Source organism: Chryseobacterium sp. PCH239 (assembly GCF_018924625.1).
GTDB lineage: Bacteria > Bacteroidota > Bacteroidia > Flavobacteriales > Weeksellaceae > Chryseobacterium > Chryseobacterium cucumeris.
Window position 1 is genome coordinate 4,330,334 of record NZ_CP073027.1, and the last position, 20,218, is coordinate 4,350,551.

Genomic DNA, 20,218 nt, shown 5'->3' on the forward strand with positions numbered 1-20,218 from the left:
CATTCTTTTTTTATTACAATGGAAAAGAAATCTTATACTTTCGACGAAATTAAACAGAAGCTTGTTAACTATTGTGTTTACCAGGAACGCTGCCATGCGGAAGTGGAACAGAAGATGAGAGAGTTTCTGCTTATTGATGAAGCAAAAGAAGAAATTATTTTATTTCTGCTGAAAGAAAACTTTCTGAACGAAGAAAGATTTACCAGGAGCTATATCCGAGGGAAATTTTACATTAAACACTGGGGAAAAACCAAAATTAAGATCAATCTGAAACAAAAACAGATTTCAGAGAGGTTGATAAGCTCTTGTTTTGATGAGATTGATGACTCAGATTATGAGAAAACCATCAGAAAAATTTTTGATGATTATTATACCAAACAAACTGGCTTGAAAGAATATCAAAAAAAAACCAAAACTATAAAATATTTGATGAGTAAAGGTTTTGAGTATGAGAAAATAATTGATATTTTTGGCTAAATATTAATAAATAAGAAAAAACTTGACGTATGACTTTTAGGAAAAAAAACAATCAGTTCATTGAAAAAGATTGATATATAAAGATTTAATAATTCTTTTAAAGAAAAAACAGCTGAAATAAAAAATTTACATAGATAAATGTCGTCGTCATAAACAGTTTCTCTGGTATGATTTTTGTCTGTGGGTTTAGCTGTACCACAATGAAATTGTTAGATTTTATAAATGTAACATCAAATTTATTTTTGATTTCAGCATATTGAAATAAATTTATTTTACTTTTGCATGATTGTATCAAAACTATCTTTGATTGGATAATTAGATATTATACCTTAATTAAATATGAACACCAATATAGACAATGTACAATTCTCTTAGAAAAACAATATTTGGAGGGGATAATGTTGTCAATCTCTCAGACGTAAGATATCTTCCTAGATGGATAATTCTTGTAATAGACATTATTATTCTGGTAATATCTTTATTTCTTTCTACCTACATTATCGCAAAAATTACAAAACAGGAATTCATATATCATGATGATAAAAGCCTAATTTTCGCTTTTATTATTCTGGTGAATGCTTCTTTTATGTATATCTTCAAGACCTATGCCGGGATAATCCGCCATTCCACCTTTATAGATTTATTTAAACTCCTGATCTCCTGCTTTTGCACAATGCTGGCTATCGGAACTGTAAATATCTGCTATTTCTGGATTACAGGAAGCAAATTTATCCTTACTCCTTATCTGATGCTTTATTTCGTAATTTCATTTATGGGATTATTTCTTTTCAGACTTTATGTGAAGGAATTTTTCCATATTGTGAGGGAATACAGAAGAAGCGCACTGAAAAAAAGAATTTTAGTATTGGGAATTGATGAGCAGTCTATTGCCATTGCACGTGCAATTCTTGATAACCCGAGTTTACCTTATCAGGTAGTAGGTTTTCTGACACAAAGAACAGATTCTAAAAGGGCATCTCTGTTAGGAAAGCCAATTTATGAAAAACAAAAAATAGAAGAAAACACCAAAGAAGATCTTATTATTGATGGCGTTCTTATTGTTAAAGAAATGATGGCCAGAGATGAGATGAATTCATGGGTGAATTTATTTTTAGAGAAAGATCTTAATGTCTTTAAAGCACCATCAGTACAAAAACTGAGAGACAGCGATCTAGGGGGATCTATTAGAAATCTTCAAATTGAAGATTTATTAAACAGAAAACCTATCAAAATTCAAAATGAAAAAGTTAAAAGCAGACATTTTGATAAAACAGTATTAGTGACCGGTGGAGCAGGATCTATAGGAAGTGAAATTGTTAGACAGGTTGCTCTTTTCAATCCTTCATTGATTGTCGTTTTAGATCAGGCAGAAACACCGCTTTATGAAATTGAACTTGAAATGAGAGAAAAATTTCCTCATATCCCTTTCAAATTTGTTTTAGGAGATGTTTCCAATCATCACAGAATGGAATCTCTGTTCCAAACGTATAATTTCTCAATGGTATATCATGCAGCTGCTTATAAGCATGTACCTTTGGTAGAAGAAAATCCTCACGAAGCTATTTTTGTTAATATATTAGGTTCAAAAATAGTTGCAAAGCTATCCAGTAAGTATAAAGTAAACCGTTTCGTAATGGTATCTACAGATAAAGCTGTAAATCCAACCAACGTAATGGGAGCTTCAAAGAGAGCTGCTGAGCTTTTTGTGCAGTCACTTCAGAATGTAGATGGTAATGTTACCAAGTTTATTACAACAAGATTTGGAAATGTATTAGGATCTAACGGTTCTGTAATTCCTCATTTTAAAAAGCAGATTGAAGCTGGAGGACCGGTAACCATTACCCACCCGGAAATTGTAAGATATTTCATGACTATTCCTGAGGCTTGTGAGCTGGTTCTTCAGGCAGGAACAATGGGTGAAGGAGGTGAAATTTTTGTCTTTGATATGGGAGAACCTGTTAAAATTATTGATCTTGCCAAAAGAATGATAAAATTATCAGGATTCGAACCTAATATTGATATTAAGATCATTTATACAGGATTGAGACCTGGAGAGAAGTTATATGAAGAACTCTTGAGTGATGACGCAAAAACACTTCCTACTCATAATGATAAAATCATGATCTCCAAAGATCCTTCTATGGGATTTGCAGAAATAGATACGCTTACTAAAGAAATTACAAAAGCTTCTCTTAGAAGAGATAAAGTGGAAGTAGTAAGGATTCTTAAAACTATAGTGCCGGAATTCCGAAGCAATAATTCAATCTATGAGGCTCTTGATAAATAGACAAAATATAAATGTATATTTGCATAATTTAACAAAATAATGAAAGGAAAAATATTAGCAGTAGTTTTGGCATCTTCATTAGTGATTTCTTGTAAAGTGAATCCCAATGCTAAGAATGATTTAAATTATATGCAGAATATAGAACAGGTTGCAATCAGTGCCTCTGCTAAAAATTCAGCAAATACAATCCAGGTAGGAGATCAGCTTATTATTCTGATCACTTCAAAAGATATGGATGTTGTAAAGCCTTTTAATCAGAACTATTCTTCATCAGAACTTATCCAGACCAATGCAATAGCAGGAGGAAATACTCCTAATCAGGGCTCTACAATTATGTCTGGGCCAACATATATTGTAGATGCAAATGGAGATATTGACTTCCCTATCTTAGGTAAACTGAATACATCGGATAAAAGTCTCACCGCTTTTAAAGACGAACTTAGAGAAAAAATGACGAGATATGTTATTAACCCAACAATTAATATCAGGCTCTCGAATTTTAAAGTTACAGTACTTGGAGAAGTCAACAGACAGGGAGACTATACTATAGCAAGTGGGCAGGCAACTATTTTAAATGCACTAGGTATGGCTGGTGACCTGACGCAATATGGGAAAAGAGAAGACATATTGGTGATCAGAACAGAAAATGGCGTTGTTTCTCATGGCCGTATTAATATTCGGGATGCCAATCTCATTAATTCTCCTTATTACAACCTGAAGCAAGGGGATGCTATTATTGTTTCCTCAAGTAATACCAAAGATGTTTTAGCAAAACAAAATCCCAATACTGGACTTTATCTGACCGCTATTTCTATCGCGGTTACAGCAGTTGCCGTAGTAGTAAGTTTATTTAATAAGAAATAACAATTGATGGATAACCAGCAAACTTCACAATTTTCAGAAGTGGAAAACAATTCAAATAAAATTAATTTTAGTGAAATAATCAAACCATATTTAAGGAGATGGCCATGGTTTATTTTTTGTGCAATGGTCGCTTTAACGATTGGCTATTTTGCAATAAGATTTATGACTCCAGTCTATTATGTGGAAACCACCTTACTTATAAAAGATTCAAAAAATTCATCTTCAAATAACGAATTGGGTGTTCTCTCTGATTTATCAGGACTAGGAGGAATGAAAACTAATAGTATTTCCAATGAGATTGAAGTTTTGAAGTCAAAAAAGCTGATGAGGGATGTGGTTATCAATAAAAACCTTCAGGCTAATATCATTGTTAAAGGAAAAGTAAGTCGTGTTGAGCTGTACAAAGAATCTTCGCCCATTGAAGTAAAAGTTATAAATGAGAAGGTATCCAAAAAAGCAAATAATCTTATTAATGTAGAATTAAAAGGGGAAGAAATTATAATACATGATGAAGAGCAGAAAAAAGATATTATTTCTGGTTATGGAAGAATGATAAATCTTCCTTTTGCTAATATTATCATTACTAAAAATAAAGAATATAACTCTAAAGCATCACCCAATATTGATAAGAAAAATTTAGAATTACTCATATCGTCGGTTGAAGCAAAAGTTAATGCTTTAACAAGTGCTCTTAATGTAGATTTAGCAAACAAAGAAGCTACTGTACTTAGGCTTTCAATGAATTATCCGGTAATTTCAAAGGCACAAGATATTCTTAATTCATTAGTTGTTGCCTATAATAACGATGCTATCTTGGATAAAAATCAAGAGTCTAAAAAAACATTAGATTTTATTGAAGATAGAGTAAAAAAACTTTCAGTAGAGCTTGGCCAGGTTGAAAATGAAAAAGAGAGTTTTAAATCAAAGAATAATCTTACTGACCTTGAAACAGAAGCTAAAATAGATCTTGAAAGTTCTGCAGAAGCTCGCGGAAAACAACTGGATCTTGATGCCCAATTGGAATTGACAAATTCTTTGATTTCTTTCATGTCCAAGCAAGGACAGTATCAGGTTTTACCAATGAATATTGGATTAAATAATCCTGAAGCTGTTTCTGCAATTACATCCTACAACCAATTAGTAATGCAAAGAGCGAGATTATTAGAATCTGCAACTACAGAAAACCCTATAGTTGTTGAAACTAGTAAACAAATAAATTCAATGCGTACTTCAGTTGTTCAAACTCTACAGAGAAATAAGGCTGGATTAGAACTTGCAAGGAATGAATATGTAGGAGAACAAAATAAGGTAACAGGAAAAATAGCTAAAATTCCTTCCATAGAAAAAATATTCAGGGGAATAGAAAGACAACAAAAAATTAAAGAAAACTTATATTTATTATTACTACAGAAAAGAGAAGAAACAGCTATTGCGCAATCTATTACAGCACCAAAAGCGAGAGTCATTGATACGGCGTATGCTTTTGCAAACCCTGTTGCACCAAAAACCCAAGCTATTTTATTCGTTTCATTATTTCTTGGATTATTAATTCCTTTTATTATTATTTACATGTCTCAACTGTTTAATAATAAAATTGTTACAAAACATGATCTTGAGAAGTTAGTTCATGCACCTATTATTGCAGAATTGCCAAGTCTTGAAAAAGGAGATTCTGAAATTGTTAAAATGAATGATATTACGCCTATGGCGGAAGCATTTAGAATTCTTATCACGAATATGAATTTCATGCTTTCAAAAGAGAAAAAAGGTAAAGTAGTATTTGTTACTTCAACTGTAAAGGGAGAAGGAAAAACATTCACATCTGTGAATTTAGCTTTAACACTGGCAAACCCTAAGAAAAAAGCAATTATTATAGGATCCGATATCAGGAATCCTCAGCTTCAAAGATATAATCCTGCAAGAAAAGGACTTGCCGGACTTACGGAATACCTTTACAATGACGACACTAAACTTACAGATATTATCCATGTATCATCTTTTAATCCTTATCTGGATGTAATTTATTCAGGAATGATTCCTCCAAATCCAACAGAATTGTTATCTAACGGCCGTTATGAGATCCTTCTAAGTGAATTGAAAGAAAAATATGAATACATTATTCTGGATACTGCACCATTGCTCCTTGTAACAGATACTTTCCTTATTGCTGAGCTTTCTGATGTAACCATTTACGTTTCCAGATCTAAATATACAGAAAAGGCATTATTGGAATTTGCCAACAGTAATATTGATCAGAAAAAAATCAGAAATGTAGGATTTGTTCTTAATGATGTAAGCAGAGAAAATTTAGGATACAGTAACAAATACGGTTACGGTTACAACCAGCATACAGAACAATCTTGGTTTCAAAAAATAAAAAATAAATTTAGTTAATGGCAACAACATATAAAATAGCAGTTATAGGCCAGGGTTATGTAGGTCTTCCTTTATCTCTTGAATTTGCAGATCATTATCCTGTTTTTGGGTTTGATATCAATACACAACGTGTTGATCAGCTTAATAACGGAAAAGATATAACGCTTGAAGCTGATGTTGATAAATTAAATACCGGACTGAAAAAATATAGAGAATCTAATGGTTCTTTAGGTTATAAAGCAACAAGTCTGTTATCTGATATTTCTGAAGCTAATGTATTCATTGTAACAGTTCCTACACCTATTGATAAATATAATGCTCCGGATTTGAATCCTTTAATTTCTGCTTCAAAAATGTTAGGAGAAATTATTAAAAAAGGAGATATTATTATTTATGAATCTACAGTTTTTCCTGGATGTACAGAAGAAGAGTGTGTACCAGTTCTTGAAAAATATTCAGGACTTACTTTTAATGAAGACTTTTTTGTAGGATATTCTCCGGAAAGAATTAATCCGGGAGATAAAGTAAATACCCTTACAAGTGTTAAAAAAGTAACATCAGGTTCTACGGAAAAAATTGCTGAAGAAGTAGATCAACTTTATAAGAAAATTATTACTGCAGGAACCCATAAAGCACCGAGCATTAAAGTTGCCGAAGCCTCAAAAGCTATTGAAAATGCACAGAGAGACGTTAATATTTCTTTTGTTAACGAATTGGCTTTAATTTTTGATAGAGTAGGTATCGATACCAATGATGTATTGGAAGCGGCAGGAACAAAATATAACTTCCTTAAATATAAGCCGGGACTAGTAGGTGGGCACTGTATCTCAGTAGATCCTTATTATCTTGCCCATAAAGCAGAGCAGTTAGGATACCACCCGGATGTCATCTTATCAGGTAGACGTGTAAACGACTCTATTGCAAAATTTGTTGCCGCTAAAGTAGTGAAGCTTCTTATTGCAAAAGGAGGAGTGATCAAAAACTCTAATGCCTTGATTTTAGGAGTTACCTTCAAAGAAAACTGTCCTGATGTCAGAAATACTAAAGTTGTAGATATTTATAGAGAACTTGCTGACTACGGAGTAAATGTTGATATTTACGATCCATGGGCAAGCAAAGAAGAAGTAAAGCACGAATATGGAATTAATATTCTGGAATCTCTTGAGGACGGGAAAAAGTATGATTCTTTAGTGATTGCAGTATCTCACAATGAGTTCCTGGAAATGGATCTGGATCAACTTAAAAAAGAAAATGCTGTGGTTTTTGATACCAAAGCATGTTTAGACAGAAATCTGGTAGATGCAAGATTATAATAGATCATGAACTATGATATCATAATCATTGGTGCAGGTTTGGTAGGTTTGGCTACAGCCTACCAGACACAACTTAAAAATCCTGATTCTAAGATCCTCATTGTAGAAAAAGAAAATGATGTGGCATTGCACCAGTCAGGACATAACAGTGGAGTAATCCATAGCGGGATTTATTATAAACCGGGAAGCCTTAAAGCTAAAAATTGTATTGAAGGCTATAACTCGGTCATTAACTTTGCCGAAAAACATGGCATACAATATGATCTTTGCGGAAAAATAATTGTAGCAACCTCACAGAAAGAACTACCACTTTTGGATAATATTTATAAACGAGGAGTTGAAAACGGACTTCAGGATTTAAAATATCTTTCCAGAGAAGAATTTCGTGAAATTGAACCCCACTGTGAAGGAATAAGAGCAATCAAAGTACCACAAACCGGAATTATTGATTATCCGGGAATCGCCAAAAAAATAAAAGAACTTTTTGAAGAAGCAGGTGGTGAAGTAAGATTTAATAATGAAGTAAAAAACATTATTGATAAAGGATCTGAAATTATTGTAAACACCAATATTTCTGAATTTAAGACCCAAAAACTTATTTCCTGTGCGGGATTGTATTCTGATAAGATAACCAGAATGACCAACGAGAAAAACGATGTGGTCATTATCCCGTTTAGAGGAGAATATTATAAAATTAAGGATGAAAAAAAATATCTGGTAAAACATCTTATTTATCCAGTACCTGATCCTAGCTTTCCGTTTCTTGGAGTTCACTTTACCAGAATGATTGATGGTAATATAGAAGCTGGCCCTAATGCTGTTTTGGCTTTCAAAAAAGAAGGATATAACTTTTTTGATTTCAATTTTAACGAAACCATGCAAACCATGCTATGGCCAGGGTTTAGAAAAATTGTATCAAAATATGGAAAAACCGGAATGGGCGAAATGCATCGTTCACTTTCCAAATCCGCCTTTACAAAAGCCCTTCAGAAACTTTTACCGGAAATACAGGAAAATGACCTTGTTGCAGGAGGTTCAGGAGTACGAGCTCAAGCTTGCGACAGAAATGGAGGATTGATTGATGATTTTGATATCGTGAAAAATGGAAATATTATTCACGTTAGAAATGCCCCTTCTCCAGCAGCTACGTCCTGCCTTTCTATAGGAAATAAAATAAGTGAGCTGATCATGAATTAAAAAATGCACTCCGTGTACTCAAAAAACTAAGAATATGAAAATTCAAATGGTTGACCTTAGAGGTCAATACCTGAAAATAAAAGAAGATATAAACGCCGGTATCCAGGAATGCATAGATAATACAGCATTCATTAATGGCCCTGCTGTAAAAGAATTTCAATACGATTTCGAAAAATATCTTGGAGTAAAACATGTTATTCCATGTGCCAATGGAACAGATGCTCTTCAAATAGCCATGATGGCCCTTAATCTGCAGCCTGGTGATGAGATAATCTGTCCTGCTTTCACTTACGTAGCAACTGCGGAAGTTATTGGTCTTTTAGGGTTAAAACCTGTAATGGTAGACGTAAACAAAGATACTTTTGATATACAGCTGGAAGGTCTTGAAAAATATCTTACCCCCAATACAAAAGCAATTGTTCCTGTTCATTTATATGGCCAAAGTGCTGATATGGAACAAATTCTTAAATTTGCAGAAAAACACAACCTTTTTGTTATAGAAGATAATGCTCAGGCAATAGGTTCTGATTATACATTTTCTGATGGAACTGTTAAAAAAACAGGAACTATCGGACATATTGGATGTACGTCATTTTTTCCGTCAAAAAATCTGGGATGTTATGGTGATGGGGGGGCATTGATGACGAATGACGATGAATTGGCTTTTAAAATAAGAATGATTGCCAACCATGGACAGGAAAAGAAATACTACCACAAAGTTTTAGGCTGTAACTCAAGATTGGATACCATACAGGCTGCTGTATTGAAAGTTAAGCTTAAGCATTTGGATGAGTATTCAGCTGCCAGAAACAAAATGGCAGATTATTATGATACAAACCTTGCAGGGATTTCTGAAATTCAAACACCTAAGAGAGCTGTAAATTCTAGCCATGTATTTCATCAGTATACCCTTAGAGTAAAAAATGGGAAAAGAGATGAGTTACAAAAGTATTTGGCACAAAAGAACATTCCAAGTATGGTTTATTATCCTTTACCTCTTTACAAACAAGAAGCTTTTCTTCAATATGTAGAAGAAGGTTTTAGTCTTCCGGTTACAGAGCAGCTTTGCAAAGAAGTGATCTCTCTTCCTGTACATACAGAATTTGACCAGGAAGTACTGGATATTATTATTACAGAAATTAAGAATTATTTTAATTAATATAAAGCAGATATGTCGGATTTTTTTGCACACGAAACAGCCGTTATTGACGAAGGATGTCAAATAGGGAACGGAACCAAAATTTGGCACTTTTCACATCTTATGACAGGTTGCATTTTGGGTGAAAAATGTAACATAGGTCAAAATGTTGTTATCTCACCTAAAGTCGTTTTAGGTCAGAATGTAAAAGTTCAGAATAATGTTTCCATCTATGAAGGAGTAACATGTGATGATGACGTTTTCTTAGGTCCTTCAATGGTTTTTACCAATGTGATAAATCCCAGAAGTGCAGTAAACAGAAAAAATGAATATCTAAAGACTCATGTTGGAAAAGGGGCTTCTATCGGAGCTAATGCAACTATCGTTTGCGGACACAATATAGGGCAGTACGCTTTTATCGGTGCCGGAGCTGTGGTTACAAAAGAAGTTCCGGATTATGCATTGGTAGTAGGAAACCCAGCAAGACAAATGGGATGGATGAGTGAATTCGGGCAAAGACTTGAATTTGATGCAGAAAATATAGCTGTTTGTGAAGAAAGTGGAGAAAAATACAGATTAGAGAATAATAAAGTTTCAAAAATTTAAAAACATACAAATGAGTGAAAAAATAAAATTTGCAGTCGTTGGCTGCGGACATATCGGAAAAAGACACGCCGAAATGATCACAAGAAATGAAGAATGTGAATTAGTAGGCTTGATTGATGTTAAAGATAAATCTCAATTGGGTATCGAAAGTTATGACGCTCCTTTTTTTGCATCTCTGGATGAGTTTTTAGCTTCCGGGATTGAAGTAGATGTTATTAACATTGCTTCTCCCAACGGATTCCATTTTGAGCAATCTTATAAAGTAATAGATGCAGGTAAGCACGTTGTAGTAGAAAAGCCAATGGCTCTGAAAAAGCAGCATGCGGAAAAACTTATTTTTCAAGCGCTACACAAGCATAAACAGGTTTTTGCAGTAATGCAAAACAGATATTCTCCACCTTCTGCATGGGTGAAAGAAATGGTAGAAAGCGGAAAACTAGGGAATATATTTATGGTTCAGCTTAATTGCTACTGGAACCGCGATGATAGATACTATAAAACAGAATCTTGGCACGGGAAAAAAGATCTTGACGGAGGAACCTTATTTACACAGTTTTCTCACTTTATCGATATCATGTACTGGCTATTTGGTGATATTACCAATATTCAGGCAAAATTTGCAGATTTTAATCATGCAACTCTTACGGATTTTGAAGACTCAGGATTCGTTAGCTTTGATTTTGTAGACGGAGGAATGGGCTCATTAAATTATTCTACGTCAGTTTGGAATCAGAATCTTGAAAGTTCTATGACCATTATCGCAGAAAATGGATCTGTGAAAATCGGAGGACAATACATGGACAAAGTGGAAGTTTGTAATATAAAAGACTATGTAATGCCGGAATTGGCTCCAACTAACCCTGGAAATGATTATGGTGCTTATAAAGGATCTGCAGCCAATCACCATTTTATCATTGAAAACGTTGTAGATGTATTAAAAGGAAGAAATACCATCACTACGAATGCTTTAGAAGGATTGAAAGTGGTGGATATTATTGAGAGGATATATGATAAAAAGTAGGAAATTCTCATTACTTTGGCATAATGGTGAATTTGAGAATAAAAAAAGAAAGAACTATACTGTCAAACCCTTGAATTTTGTTCAACCCTGAATAATGAAAAGCAAATATGAGAATTTTGATAACGGAAGCAAATTATAAAAACTCTATAGCAATACAGCGGGAATTGTATAAAGACAATATGCACGAGGTTTTTGCTACAGATAAAGAAGCCGTTTTTTTTGCTAAAAGATTGGGATATTGCAAAGATTATATTGTGGGAAATTTGGAGGAATCAGTCAAACAGATTAACCCCGAATTTATAATTCCTGTAGGGAGCGAAGCTGTAAAGATATGCTCTGAAAAATATAGAGAATTATGTTTAATACCTACAAAAGAGAGTCTTGAAATAGCATTAAATAAAGATAAAATGCTAATTTTGAACTCTCTTAGCGATGTAAATTATCCTGAGTGTAAATTATTTTCAAATCTGGAGGAATTAAAGTTATACAGTAGAGATAAGAATTGTGTTGTTAAATCAAGCAATGAAAGCTTAGCCAAATTTGATCCGTTATATGTAAAATCAGGTTCTGAATCCGAATTTGAAAAAATAGAAAAATACTTATCAGGGGGAGTAAAATTATTAATGCAGGAGCGAGTATCAGGAGTAGGCAGAGGCTTTTTTTGTATTGCTAAAGAAGGTAAAATCATTAGCTATTACATGCACCAGCGTATTAGAGAAATACCAATTACCGGAGGATCTAGTACAGCGGCCAAGTCTATTTTTTGTGCAAAAATGTTTAATATATCTAAACAAATTATAGAATATTTAAATTGGTCCGGCCCATTAATGATTGAGTATAAATATGATGAGACGAAACAGCAATATTATTTAATTGAGTTGAATCCCAAATTTTGGGGTTCATTAGATTTATCTTATGCAGTAGGACTCAATTTTGGAAAAACCTTGATTGAAGCTTATTCGAATAAGGTGGAAGAACAAATTGAGAAAAAATATGAAGTTGAAAAAAAGTTCTTCTGGGTTTTAGACGGAGATCTTTTGGTTTTGCTTAAAACAGGAAAACTACATAAAATAAAAGAATATTTTTATAAGGACTCTTATACGAACTTGTTTGAAAACTTTTTCGTTGATTCAATCAAATTAATATGGACCATAAAGAAAATTTTCTCCAAGTAAATAAAATGAAAAAGGGAATTTTTCATTTTCACAGTACCTATTCCTATGATGGAATAAATACGATTGAAAAAATAGTTAAAACAATAAGAGATAAAAAACTTGATTTTGTTGTTTTAACTGATCATGAGACCATAGAAGGGAGTTTAGAACTTCAAAGAAAAATAAAAGAACTAAATCTAAATGTAGAGATTCCAACTGCTGCAGAATATAAAACTGATCGGGGAGATGTTATAGCATTAAATGTAAAAAATGAAATTATAGACATGACATGGCAGGAGTTTTATAAAAGTGCAAAAGAACAAAATGCCATCTTGATTTTACCTCATCCATATGACGGACACACCCAAATAGAAGAACTGGCACAAGCTGTTGATGTGATAGAAGTATTTAACGCCAGATCATCAGTCATTAATAACTACAAGTCTTATTTGTTGTCTTTAAAATATAAAAAACCCGTAATCTGGAGCTCTGATTCTCATATTCCTCAAACTCTTTTAAATGTAGTGGTGGGATATGAAAAAAAAGATTTGAAATTTCATGAAGCATTAACAAATGGCGAAATTGCCCCATTATTTCTTAAAAAAAGTTCAGTATCAGATATTTTTTTATCACAACTTAAAAAAGCGTATGTGAATAAAAATTTTAAATTGTTTATATATATTGTATATAAAACTCTTTTTAAGAGAACTAAAGAAGATTATTTAAATTTATGAAAAGAAAAATAATATCTTTTTTAGGCAGCAATATATTATCTCAATTAATATTACTGATTGCAGTTCCATTAACCGGAAGAATTTATTCTGATTACGAAATTGGAGTACTTTCCTTTATTTTATCAATTTCAGCCCCATTAGCGTACTTTTATACTTTGTCCTACAACAAAGCAATTATGTTACCAGCAAAGAGCGAAGAATATGGTATGCTATATGCTGTTTCCATTTTTTTAAGTATAACCATCTCATTAATTTCCTTTTTCGTTATACTTATTTCAATGTTATTTTTGATATAGATTCCTATTTTTTAATTGTACCGTTGGTTGCATTTAGTCAATCTTTATATAGTGCATCAAAAGATATTCTTATAAAAAAAGGCTTGTTGAATATTGTCAGTAAATCAATGATAATAAGCTCTGTGTTTGCAGTTATCATTATACTTTCTGGTTATTATATAAAATTATCATATTGGGTTTTGATATTATCTTATGTGATACCTAATTTTTTGGCAACTATATTTATATTATTTTATATCAAAATACAAAGAAAAAAATTGTTTACAGAGAATTTTATAACATTATAATAAAATATAAGTCCTTCCCATTGCATCAGATGCCAGCTTATTTTATTAATACTTTTAATGCAGAGCTACCTAGTTTCTTTATAAAACATTATTTTGGAGAAGCTATCTTGGGGAACTATTTTATGGCTTCCAAAATTGTGAATAAACCACTAAGTTTAATATCTGAAAGTTTAAATGGGTTAATATACAAAGATTTGTCAGAAACCAATAAAGCGAAACTCAATAAGAAAATGAATACCTATGTTGGATTATTATTTTTGGTTTCCCTACTATTTGCTATTGTATATTTAATTTTTGGAGAATATTTTTTCTCTTTATTTTTTGATATTAATAAATGGAGAAAGGCATTTGATATGAGTAAAATAATAATTTTTACGACTGTTATTTCATCGTCTTTTTCTCATTATTCAAGTGGTGTATTGGTTAAAAGAAAGAATAAAATTTTCCTCGTTTGGGAGGTAATTACCACTTTGGTTTTGTTTGTTTCATTTTTTTTAGGAAAGAGCTCTACAATAGATTTCTTTATATGGATTTATGTAGGAGTAATTTTATTTAGATATTTATTACTTTCTTTACTATTTAATAAATCTTGATTTTTTTGTTTCCATGAAAGTAATGTTAAAAAAATTGCGAACAGAAAATGCTATATTATATACAATTAAGTTTTTACTGAAAATTGCATTTGGCTATAGTGTTTCTCCAACTTTAGAATTTTTATCGGAAGATTATATAATGATTCAGGTTGAGGGAATAAGAATTAAATTTAAGTTATGTTCACAAGATAAATTGCTTGATTTGATAGAAGGCAAAGGTCATATGAAGTCTATACCTTCATATGATGATTATTATTACATTCCGGTTATTGATGAAAATGTAAGTGATTTTTATGAATGTAATAATGGACATATTCAAATCAATTATGATATTATTACTTTATCTTTTGTTTTATTATCATGCTATGATGAATTGACCTCAGAAGCGCGAGATGAATTTGACAGATTCAGATATAAAGATAGTTTAGTATGTAAATATAATCTGATTACTATACCCGTTGTTGATGAATACGCATTTCTGATCAGAAAAATTCTTAAAAATGAAGTACAAAGTTTTATTCCCTCGTTAAAGCCAACAATAATTGTTCCTACTCACGACATAGATAACCTTTATAGATTTGACGGTTTTTTTACATCGATTAAGACTTTGGCTGCAGAAGCTATTAGAGAAAGAAGACCTTTACAATTATGCAGTTCAATACTGAACATGTTAAAAACTATTGTTTTTAAAAAAGAAGATCAGTACCTTAAAGGAATAGAGCAATTGTATAAAGATTCAAAAAAAAACGGTTTAAGATCAGTTTTTTTCTTTATGACTGCAAAGCCATCTCAATTTGACAAAGGTCAGGCTATAAACCAAAATGTCTTGAATTTGATGTCCAAAATTGCAGATGCAGATATGCTGCTGGGTATTCATCCAGGCTTTAATACGTTCAGGGACATTGCTGTTATGAACGATGAAATAGAGAGGCTTAGAAATACATCAGAAAGAGATATTATATTTGCAAGACAGCATTATCTTAGATTTGACCGTAGGATAACTTTTGAAAATCTTGAGAAATGTGGTATAAAGGTCGATTATACTATGGGGTTTGCAGACCATGAAGGATTTAAATGTGGTACTGCACACCAATTTCACCCATACAATTTTGAAAAAGATCAACCTTACGACATTCTTGAGGCCCCTCTAATTGCTATGGATGCTACGTTGACGCATTACCAAAAATATTCTATGGATAAAGCTTTTGAGGTATTGGAAAATCTTTTCAAAATAACAAAAAGAGTTGAAGGCGATTTCATCATACTTTGGCATAATGATAGAATTTTCAGAGATCAAAAGTGGTATAAGAAGGTGTATTTAAGATTTATTTCACAATATAATATGAAAAATAGAAACTTACAATAATAAAAAATATTTCATCCAACATATCATGATTGATTGTAATAAATGTAAAGCTTCCTTAATTTTAATAAAAACAAATATAATTGAAAAATATGTCATTATTTTCAGACAAGTTTACATTTTTTAAAGTATTCATTTATTTTATTTTTGTTTTTTCGGGGTCTCTAAAGTGGTTGCCTATTCCAATGGATTTGACCCTATTGTCTCTTTTGCTTTGTTTTGTGGTAATGATCTCAGAATTACGTACGCTAATTCCGCTGCAAGTAAAGGATCGCCTCATTGTTATTTTAATGCTTGTATTGAGTTTTATTTTTCTTGTTTCTAATTTTTATTCAGTATCTACTATCTATGCACAATCTAAATCCCTTGCTGTTGTTCTGAATATTTTTACAGTTATATATCCCATTATTGTATTTAAAAAATCTATTTTTTCTGAATTGAAATTATTGATGTATTTTATTGGTGGGTTAATGATTGTAGGATTGTTTTATCTGTATTTTAATAATATGTTTATTATATTCCATGATTCTGAATTGTTAGTGGATAAAGTTCCTACATATTTGGTTATTGGAATCATGCTATGCGCATGTTTTATTTTCTCTCTGTCAAGCAAATTAACATGGTATGTTGCGGCTTACAGATTATCAATATTATTTTTACTATTTCAACTTGGGGGAAGAGGACCTATCATCAATTTGATACTATCCTTAATTGTTTTCTTTACTTTGAATCTTAAAAATTATAAAATAAATTATAAAACAGGGTTTGCAATAGGGGCATTATTTTTTACCATTCTTATTTTTGGAGAGAATATTTATACTTTTGCATTTCAAAATGTAGATTTTGAACGATTTAACATATTTAAATCTTATAATGAAGATACAAGTTTATCCATAAGAGGGAATTTTCTTGAGATTGGATTGGAATCAATACTAGATCATCCTTTTTTTGGATTAGGAATTGGAAGCTCAGGATTTATACTGGAAGGTGCTGATGTGAGTAATTATCCGCACAATTTGTTTGTAGAATCAATGATGGAATTGGGGGTACTGGGAGGCGGATTATACCTGTTGGCATATGTATTATTCTTTTTTAGAAATTATTCTATTTCCAAAAGCAATAAGGATATGCTGATTTTATTTATTATTGTTCTGTTATTTTATCTGGAAGATAATAAAAGTAACTCTTTTGATTCGTGGAGGTGCAGCATTATATGGATTATGTTTTTATATCTGAGAAGAGATACAAAATTGGAATAACTAATTAAAAATTCACTTGAAATAATGTATAATATTAATTTTATAAAACTAGATTATACTTATATAGGTTCCTATAAATATTATTTAATTTAAAAAAAGAAAAAAACAAATGTGTGGAATTTTTGGTGTTGTATCAAACACCAGTATTAATAGACAGAAATTTCAAACTCTGGTAAAACATTCCGAACAAAGAGGAGTAGATTCCAGTGGTTTGATCTATTATCAAAATAACCAATATAAGGTAAACAGAGCTGATTACAGCATTGAAAAATTACTGAATAAGGTAAAACCATATAATAACAATATTGTTTTAGGACATAGTAGGTTGATTACTAATGGACTGGGGGATAATCAGCCAGTAATCAGAGGAAATATATGTGCAATACATAATGGTATTATAGTAAACGAAGAAGAAGTCTGGAGTAAGCTATCGGTAAGCAGACAATTAAAAATTGATTCCGAAGCTATTGTGGCTATTGCAGAAGAGTTTCTTCATAATAGTGACAATAAAATAGAAGATCTTCCTAAAAAGATACTTTCTCTATGTCAGGGAGTTATTGCTTGTGCTCTTGCTCTGCCAGAAAAAGGAAAACTTCTTCTTTTTTCTAATAATGGCAGTTTATATGTAGGATATAACGAGGACAAAACCTATTTTGCATCAGAAAGCTACGGGCTTAGAATCATAGGATGCGAAAATATCACTCAGATAAAAGAAGAGTCTTTGATTTTGGATATTCCAGTCTCAAAAGAAAATCTTACCGTTACAGATGAAAAAAGCAGAGTAGAAGACTTAATCCCAGAGTTTAAGTTTAATACTATTGAAGAAAGACTGCTTGAATATAAAAAGCTTAACATCAAAAGATGTACTAAATGTATTCTTCCGGAGACAATGCCTTTCATAAAATTTGATGAAGAAGGCGTATGTAACTACTGTAAAAGCTACAAACCAAGAAATAATCCAAAACCGAAAGAAGAATTATTTAAATTGGTTGAACCCTATAGAAGAAAAGGTAAGGAACTGGATTGTATTGTTCCTTTTTCAGGAGGTCGAGATAGCTGCTATGGATTACATCTTATTGTAAAGGAACTGGAGATGAAACCTGTTACCTATACCTATGACTGGGGAATGGTAACGGACCTCGGTAGACGAAATATCAGCCGTATGTGTGCTGATCTTGGAGTAGAAAACATTATTGTTGCCGCAGATATTTCATTGAAAAGAAAGAATATCAGAATGAACCTTGAAGCATGGCTGAAGTCACCTCATTTAGGAATGATGGCAATGCTTACTGCAGGAGATAAACATTTCTTCAGACATGTGGAAGATATCAAAAAGCAAACAGGGATCAACCTTAATCTTTGGGGAGTAAATCCATTGGAAGTAACTCACTTTAAAACAGGATTCTTGGATATTGAACCTGATTTTGAAGAAAAAAGAGTATACAGTCATGGTGCTATGAAACAGCTGAGATATCATTCAAAAAGATTCAGAGCAATGATGGAGAGCCCTGGATATTTCAATAGTTCACTTTGGGATACTTTGTCTGGTGAATACTATCGCAGCTTCACAGAAAAACAGGATTACTATCACATTTTTGATTATTGGAGATGGGATGAGGAGCAGGTAGATAATACTCTTTTAAATGATTATAATTGGGAAAAAGCAATTGATACTACCACTACCTGGAGAATTGGTGATGGTACAGCAGCTTTTTATAATTATGTATATTATACTGTAGCTGGTTTTACAGAGCATGATACGTTCAGAAGCAATCAGATCAGAGAAGGGCAAATAACAAGAGAAAGAGCTTTAGAACTTGTTGAAATAGAAAATACTCCACGTTATCAGAATATCAGATGGTATCTGGATACTTTAGGACTTGATTTTGAAAGAGTAATTAAAATCGTGAATAAAATTCCGAAATTGTATACTGAAAAATAATTTAAATTTTTGTTCGTAAATGAAAAGCTCTACCTTGATTTTTAAGATTACTTTATTATTTACTTGTTGGATGTATAGTAGTCCTTTCTGTTTGGCTATGCCTATTTTTAAACCGGCACCAGTAATACAGAATAAATTAATATTTACATCGGATAATCCTACATTTACGAACAAAAACTTAAGCGTTAAGGAGATTTCCAAAATGTTGGATTTTTATACTGATGTATTTAGCTCAGAGACTCAACTGTCCAAGTGGTACAGTTCTGTCTATGATAGTTCAGCTCTTTTGTATGTTCCTATGCAATATGCTTATGATACTCAAAATAATGAGTTAATAAATAAATTTCAGAAGCTGTTTACTTATAATACATTACTTATTGTAAAAAAGAATTCGCAGGCAGATGATTTGGCTAAAAGAACCTTTTACTTTACTGTTTCAGAATATTTAAGAAGAAGTGGCATAAAAGGCAATGCCGAAAATATCAAGATGTATGATTTCATAAAAAGTGAAATCTTATATTATTGGAATAATAATCCCGCAAATATTTGGGATGCTGAATCAAAGAAATTTTATGGTGCAAAACAAAGAATAGATTATATCTTAAGTGGGAACTTTAATGGTAATCTAAGTTATTACAGAGCAATTACTGATTTTGAGCTATACGTTATGGGAACTGGTGTAAGTCTTTTACTCATTGAAAAAGATGCCAAACAAACCGTAACTCCTGATTTAGTCTCTATTAAAAACAGATTCTATCAGGTATTAAAAAAAGAAGTAAGTATTAAAGATGAAGCATGGTATCTGCAGCCAAATATTTGGAGAGATCATCCGGATTTTAAGGATGTAGCCCTTGAAAAGAGCCAAAATGTCAATTGGGATGCATCTCATTTTTCGAGAATGTCTGCTTATCTGCATCTGTTGAAGCTTAATTTTCAAAACGACAAAATAAAATACAGTTATTTAGAAAGACTCACCACATTACTTTCAAATCAGTTGATAACTAAAATTGCTGTTTATAATTCAAAAAATGATTTTTACACCTTCAATAATTATATAGATGGTAATAACAGTAGCTTTCGAAGTGATGTTAAAGATGGGAAAAAAGGAATCCAGCCATCTCAGAACTTTGAACATATCTTTATTGGCTGGTGGAAAATGTTAAATACCAGAGAAGTCAATATCATGTATGAAAGAATAGCAGGGAAATTCCCTTATTATTCTGAGCAGAGTGCCTATATCACACATGATAAAGGTTTTTTTCAAGAAATTGTAAATCTGAAATAATCTCATTTAGTATGGTTATATTTCAA

The 20,218-nt window shown here is 31.9% G+C and carries 17 protein-coding genes; all 17 read left to right on the top strand.

Going from position 1 to position 20,218, the window contains the following annotated elements; all coding sequences use genetic code 11:
- The first annotated feature begins 18 nt into the window (after positions 1-18).
- The 17 genes from KBP46_RS19980 (at position 19) to KBP46_RS20060 (ending at position 20,192) form a co-directional block, all read left to right on the top strand.
- Complete coding sequence (locus tag KBP46_RS19980) at positions 19-477, top strand: regulatory protein RecX (protein ID WP_216443995.1); 459 nt, start codon at positions 19-21, stop codon at positions 475-477.
- A gap of 358 nt (positions 478-835) precedes the next feature.
- Positions 836-2,764 carry a nucleoside-diphosphate sugar epimerase/dehydratase gene (locus tag KBP46_RS19985; protein ID WP_216443996.1) on the top strand — a complete coding sequence of 643 codons (1,929 nt, stop codon included), beginning with the start codon at positions 836-838 and terminating at the stop codon, positions 2,762-2,764.
- Between the two features lie 39 nt (positions 2,765-2,803).
- Complete coding sequence (locus KBP46_RS19990) at positions 2,804-3,628, top strand: polysaccharide biosynthesis/export family protein (RefSeq protein ID WP_216443997.1); 825 nt, start codon at positions 2,804-2,806, stop codon at positions 3,626-3,628.
- Between the two features lie 6 nt (positions 3,629-3,634).
- Entirely contained in the window at positions 3,635-6,022 is a 2,388-nt protein-coding gene (locus tag KBP46_RS19995; protein WP_123279277.1) for a polysaccharide biosynthesis tyrosine autokinase, read from the top strand.
- Positions 6,022-7,317, top strand: coding sequence for a nucleotide sugar dehydrogenase (locus KBP46_RS20000; protein WP_123279278.1), 1,296 nt, complete (start codon positions 6,022-6,024; stop codon positions 7,315-7,317). The genes KBP46_RS19995 and KBP46_RS20000 overlap by 1 nt, the downstream gene beginning before the upstream one ends.
- 6 nt (positions 7,318-7,323) lie before the next feature.
- Complete coding sequence (gene lhgO, locus KBP46_RS20005) at positions 7,324-8,514, top strand: L-2-hydroxyglutarate oxidase (protein ID WP_216443998.1); 1,191 nt, start codon at positions 7,324-7,326, stop codon at positions 8,512-8,514.
- A 34-nt stretch (positions 8,515-8,548) separates the two neighbouring features.
- The gene (locus KBP46_RS20010; RefSeq protein WP_216443999.1) at positions 8,549-9,673 is read left to right on the top strand and encodes a DegT/DnrJ/EryC1/StrS aminotransferase family protein; all 1,125 of its coding nucleotides are present in this window, start codon (positions 8,549-8,551) and stop codon (positions 9,671-9,673) included.
- A 12-nt stretch (positions 9,674-9,685) separates the two neighbouring features.
- The gene (locus KBP46_RS20015; protein WP_123279281.1) at positions 9,686-10,258 is read left to right on the top strand and encodes an acyltransferase; all 573 of its coding nucleotides are present in this window, start codon (positions 9,686-9,688) and stop codon (positions 10,256-10,258) included.
- A gap of 10 nt (positions 10,259-10,268) precedes the next feature.
- Positions 10,269-11,279, top strand: a complete 1,011-nt coding sequence (locus KBP46_RS20020) for a Gfo/Idh/MocA family protein (RefSeq protein WP_123279282.1) — start codon at positions 10,269-10,271, stop codon at positions 11,277-11,279.
- 116 nt (positions 11,280-11,395) lie between these two features.
- Positions 11,396-12,454, top strand: a complete 1,059-nt coding sequence (locus tag KBP46_RS20025) for a hypothetical protein (protein ID WP_148045393.1) — start codon at positions 11,396-11,398, stop codon at positions 12,452-12,454.
- Complete coding sequence (locus KBP46_RS20030) at positions 12,424-13,167, top strand: PHP domain-containing protein (RefSeq protein ID WP_123279284.1); 744 nt, start codon at positions 12,424-12,426, stop codon at positions 13,165-13,167. Before KBP46_RS20025 ends, KBP46_RS20030 begins: the two co-directional genes overlap by 31 nt.
- The gene (locus KBP46_RS20035; RefSeq protein WP_216444000.1) at positions 13,164-13,463 is read left to right on the top strand and encodes a hypothetical protein; all 300 of its coding nucleotides are present in this window, start codon (positions 13,164-13,166) and stop codon (positions 13,461-13,463) included. Before KBP46_RS20030 ends, KBP46_RS20035 begins: the two co-directional genes overlap by 4 nt.
- A 280-nt stretch (positions 13,464-13,743) precedes the next feature.
- Complete coding sequence (locus KBP46_RS20040; RefSeq protein ID WP_253297297.1) at positions 13,744-14,343, top strand: oligosaccharide flippase family protein; 600 nt, start codon at positions 13,744-13,746, stop codon at positions 14,341-14,343.
- Positions 14,344-14,356: 13 nt separating this feature from the next.
- A complete protein-coding gene (locus KBP46_RS20045; protein ID WP_216444001.1) occupies positions 14,357-15,709 on the top strand; it encodes a polysaccharide deacetylase family protein in 1,353 nt (450 codons plus the stop codon).
- Between the two features lie 446 nt (positions 15,710-16,155).
- A complete protein-coding gene (locus KBP46_RS20050; RefSeq protein WP_253297298.1) occupies positions 16,156-16,965 on the top strand; it encodes an O-antigen ligase in 810 nt (269 codons plus the stop codon).
- A gap of 109 nt (positions 16,966-17,074) precedes the next feature.
- Entirely contained in the window at positions 17,075-18,907 is a 1,833-nt protein-coding gene (locus tag KBP46_RS20055; RefSeq protein ID WP_123279288.1) for a glucosamine 6-phosphate synthetase, read from the top strand.
- A gap of 202 nt (positions 18,908-19,109) precedes the next feature.
- Positions 19,110-20,192, top strand: coding sequence for a hypothetical protein (locus KBP46_RS20060; protein ID WP_216444003.1), 1,083 nt, complete (start codon positions 19,110-19,112; stop codon positions 20,190-20,192).
- Positions 20,193-20,218 lie beyond the last annotated feature (26 nt).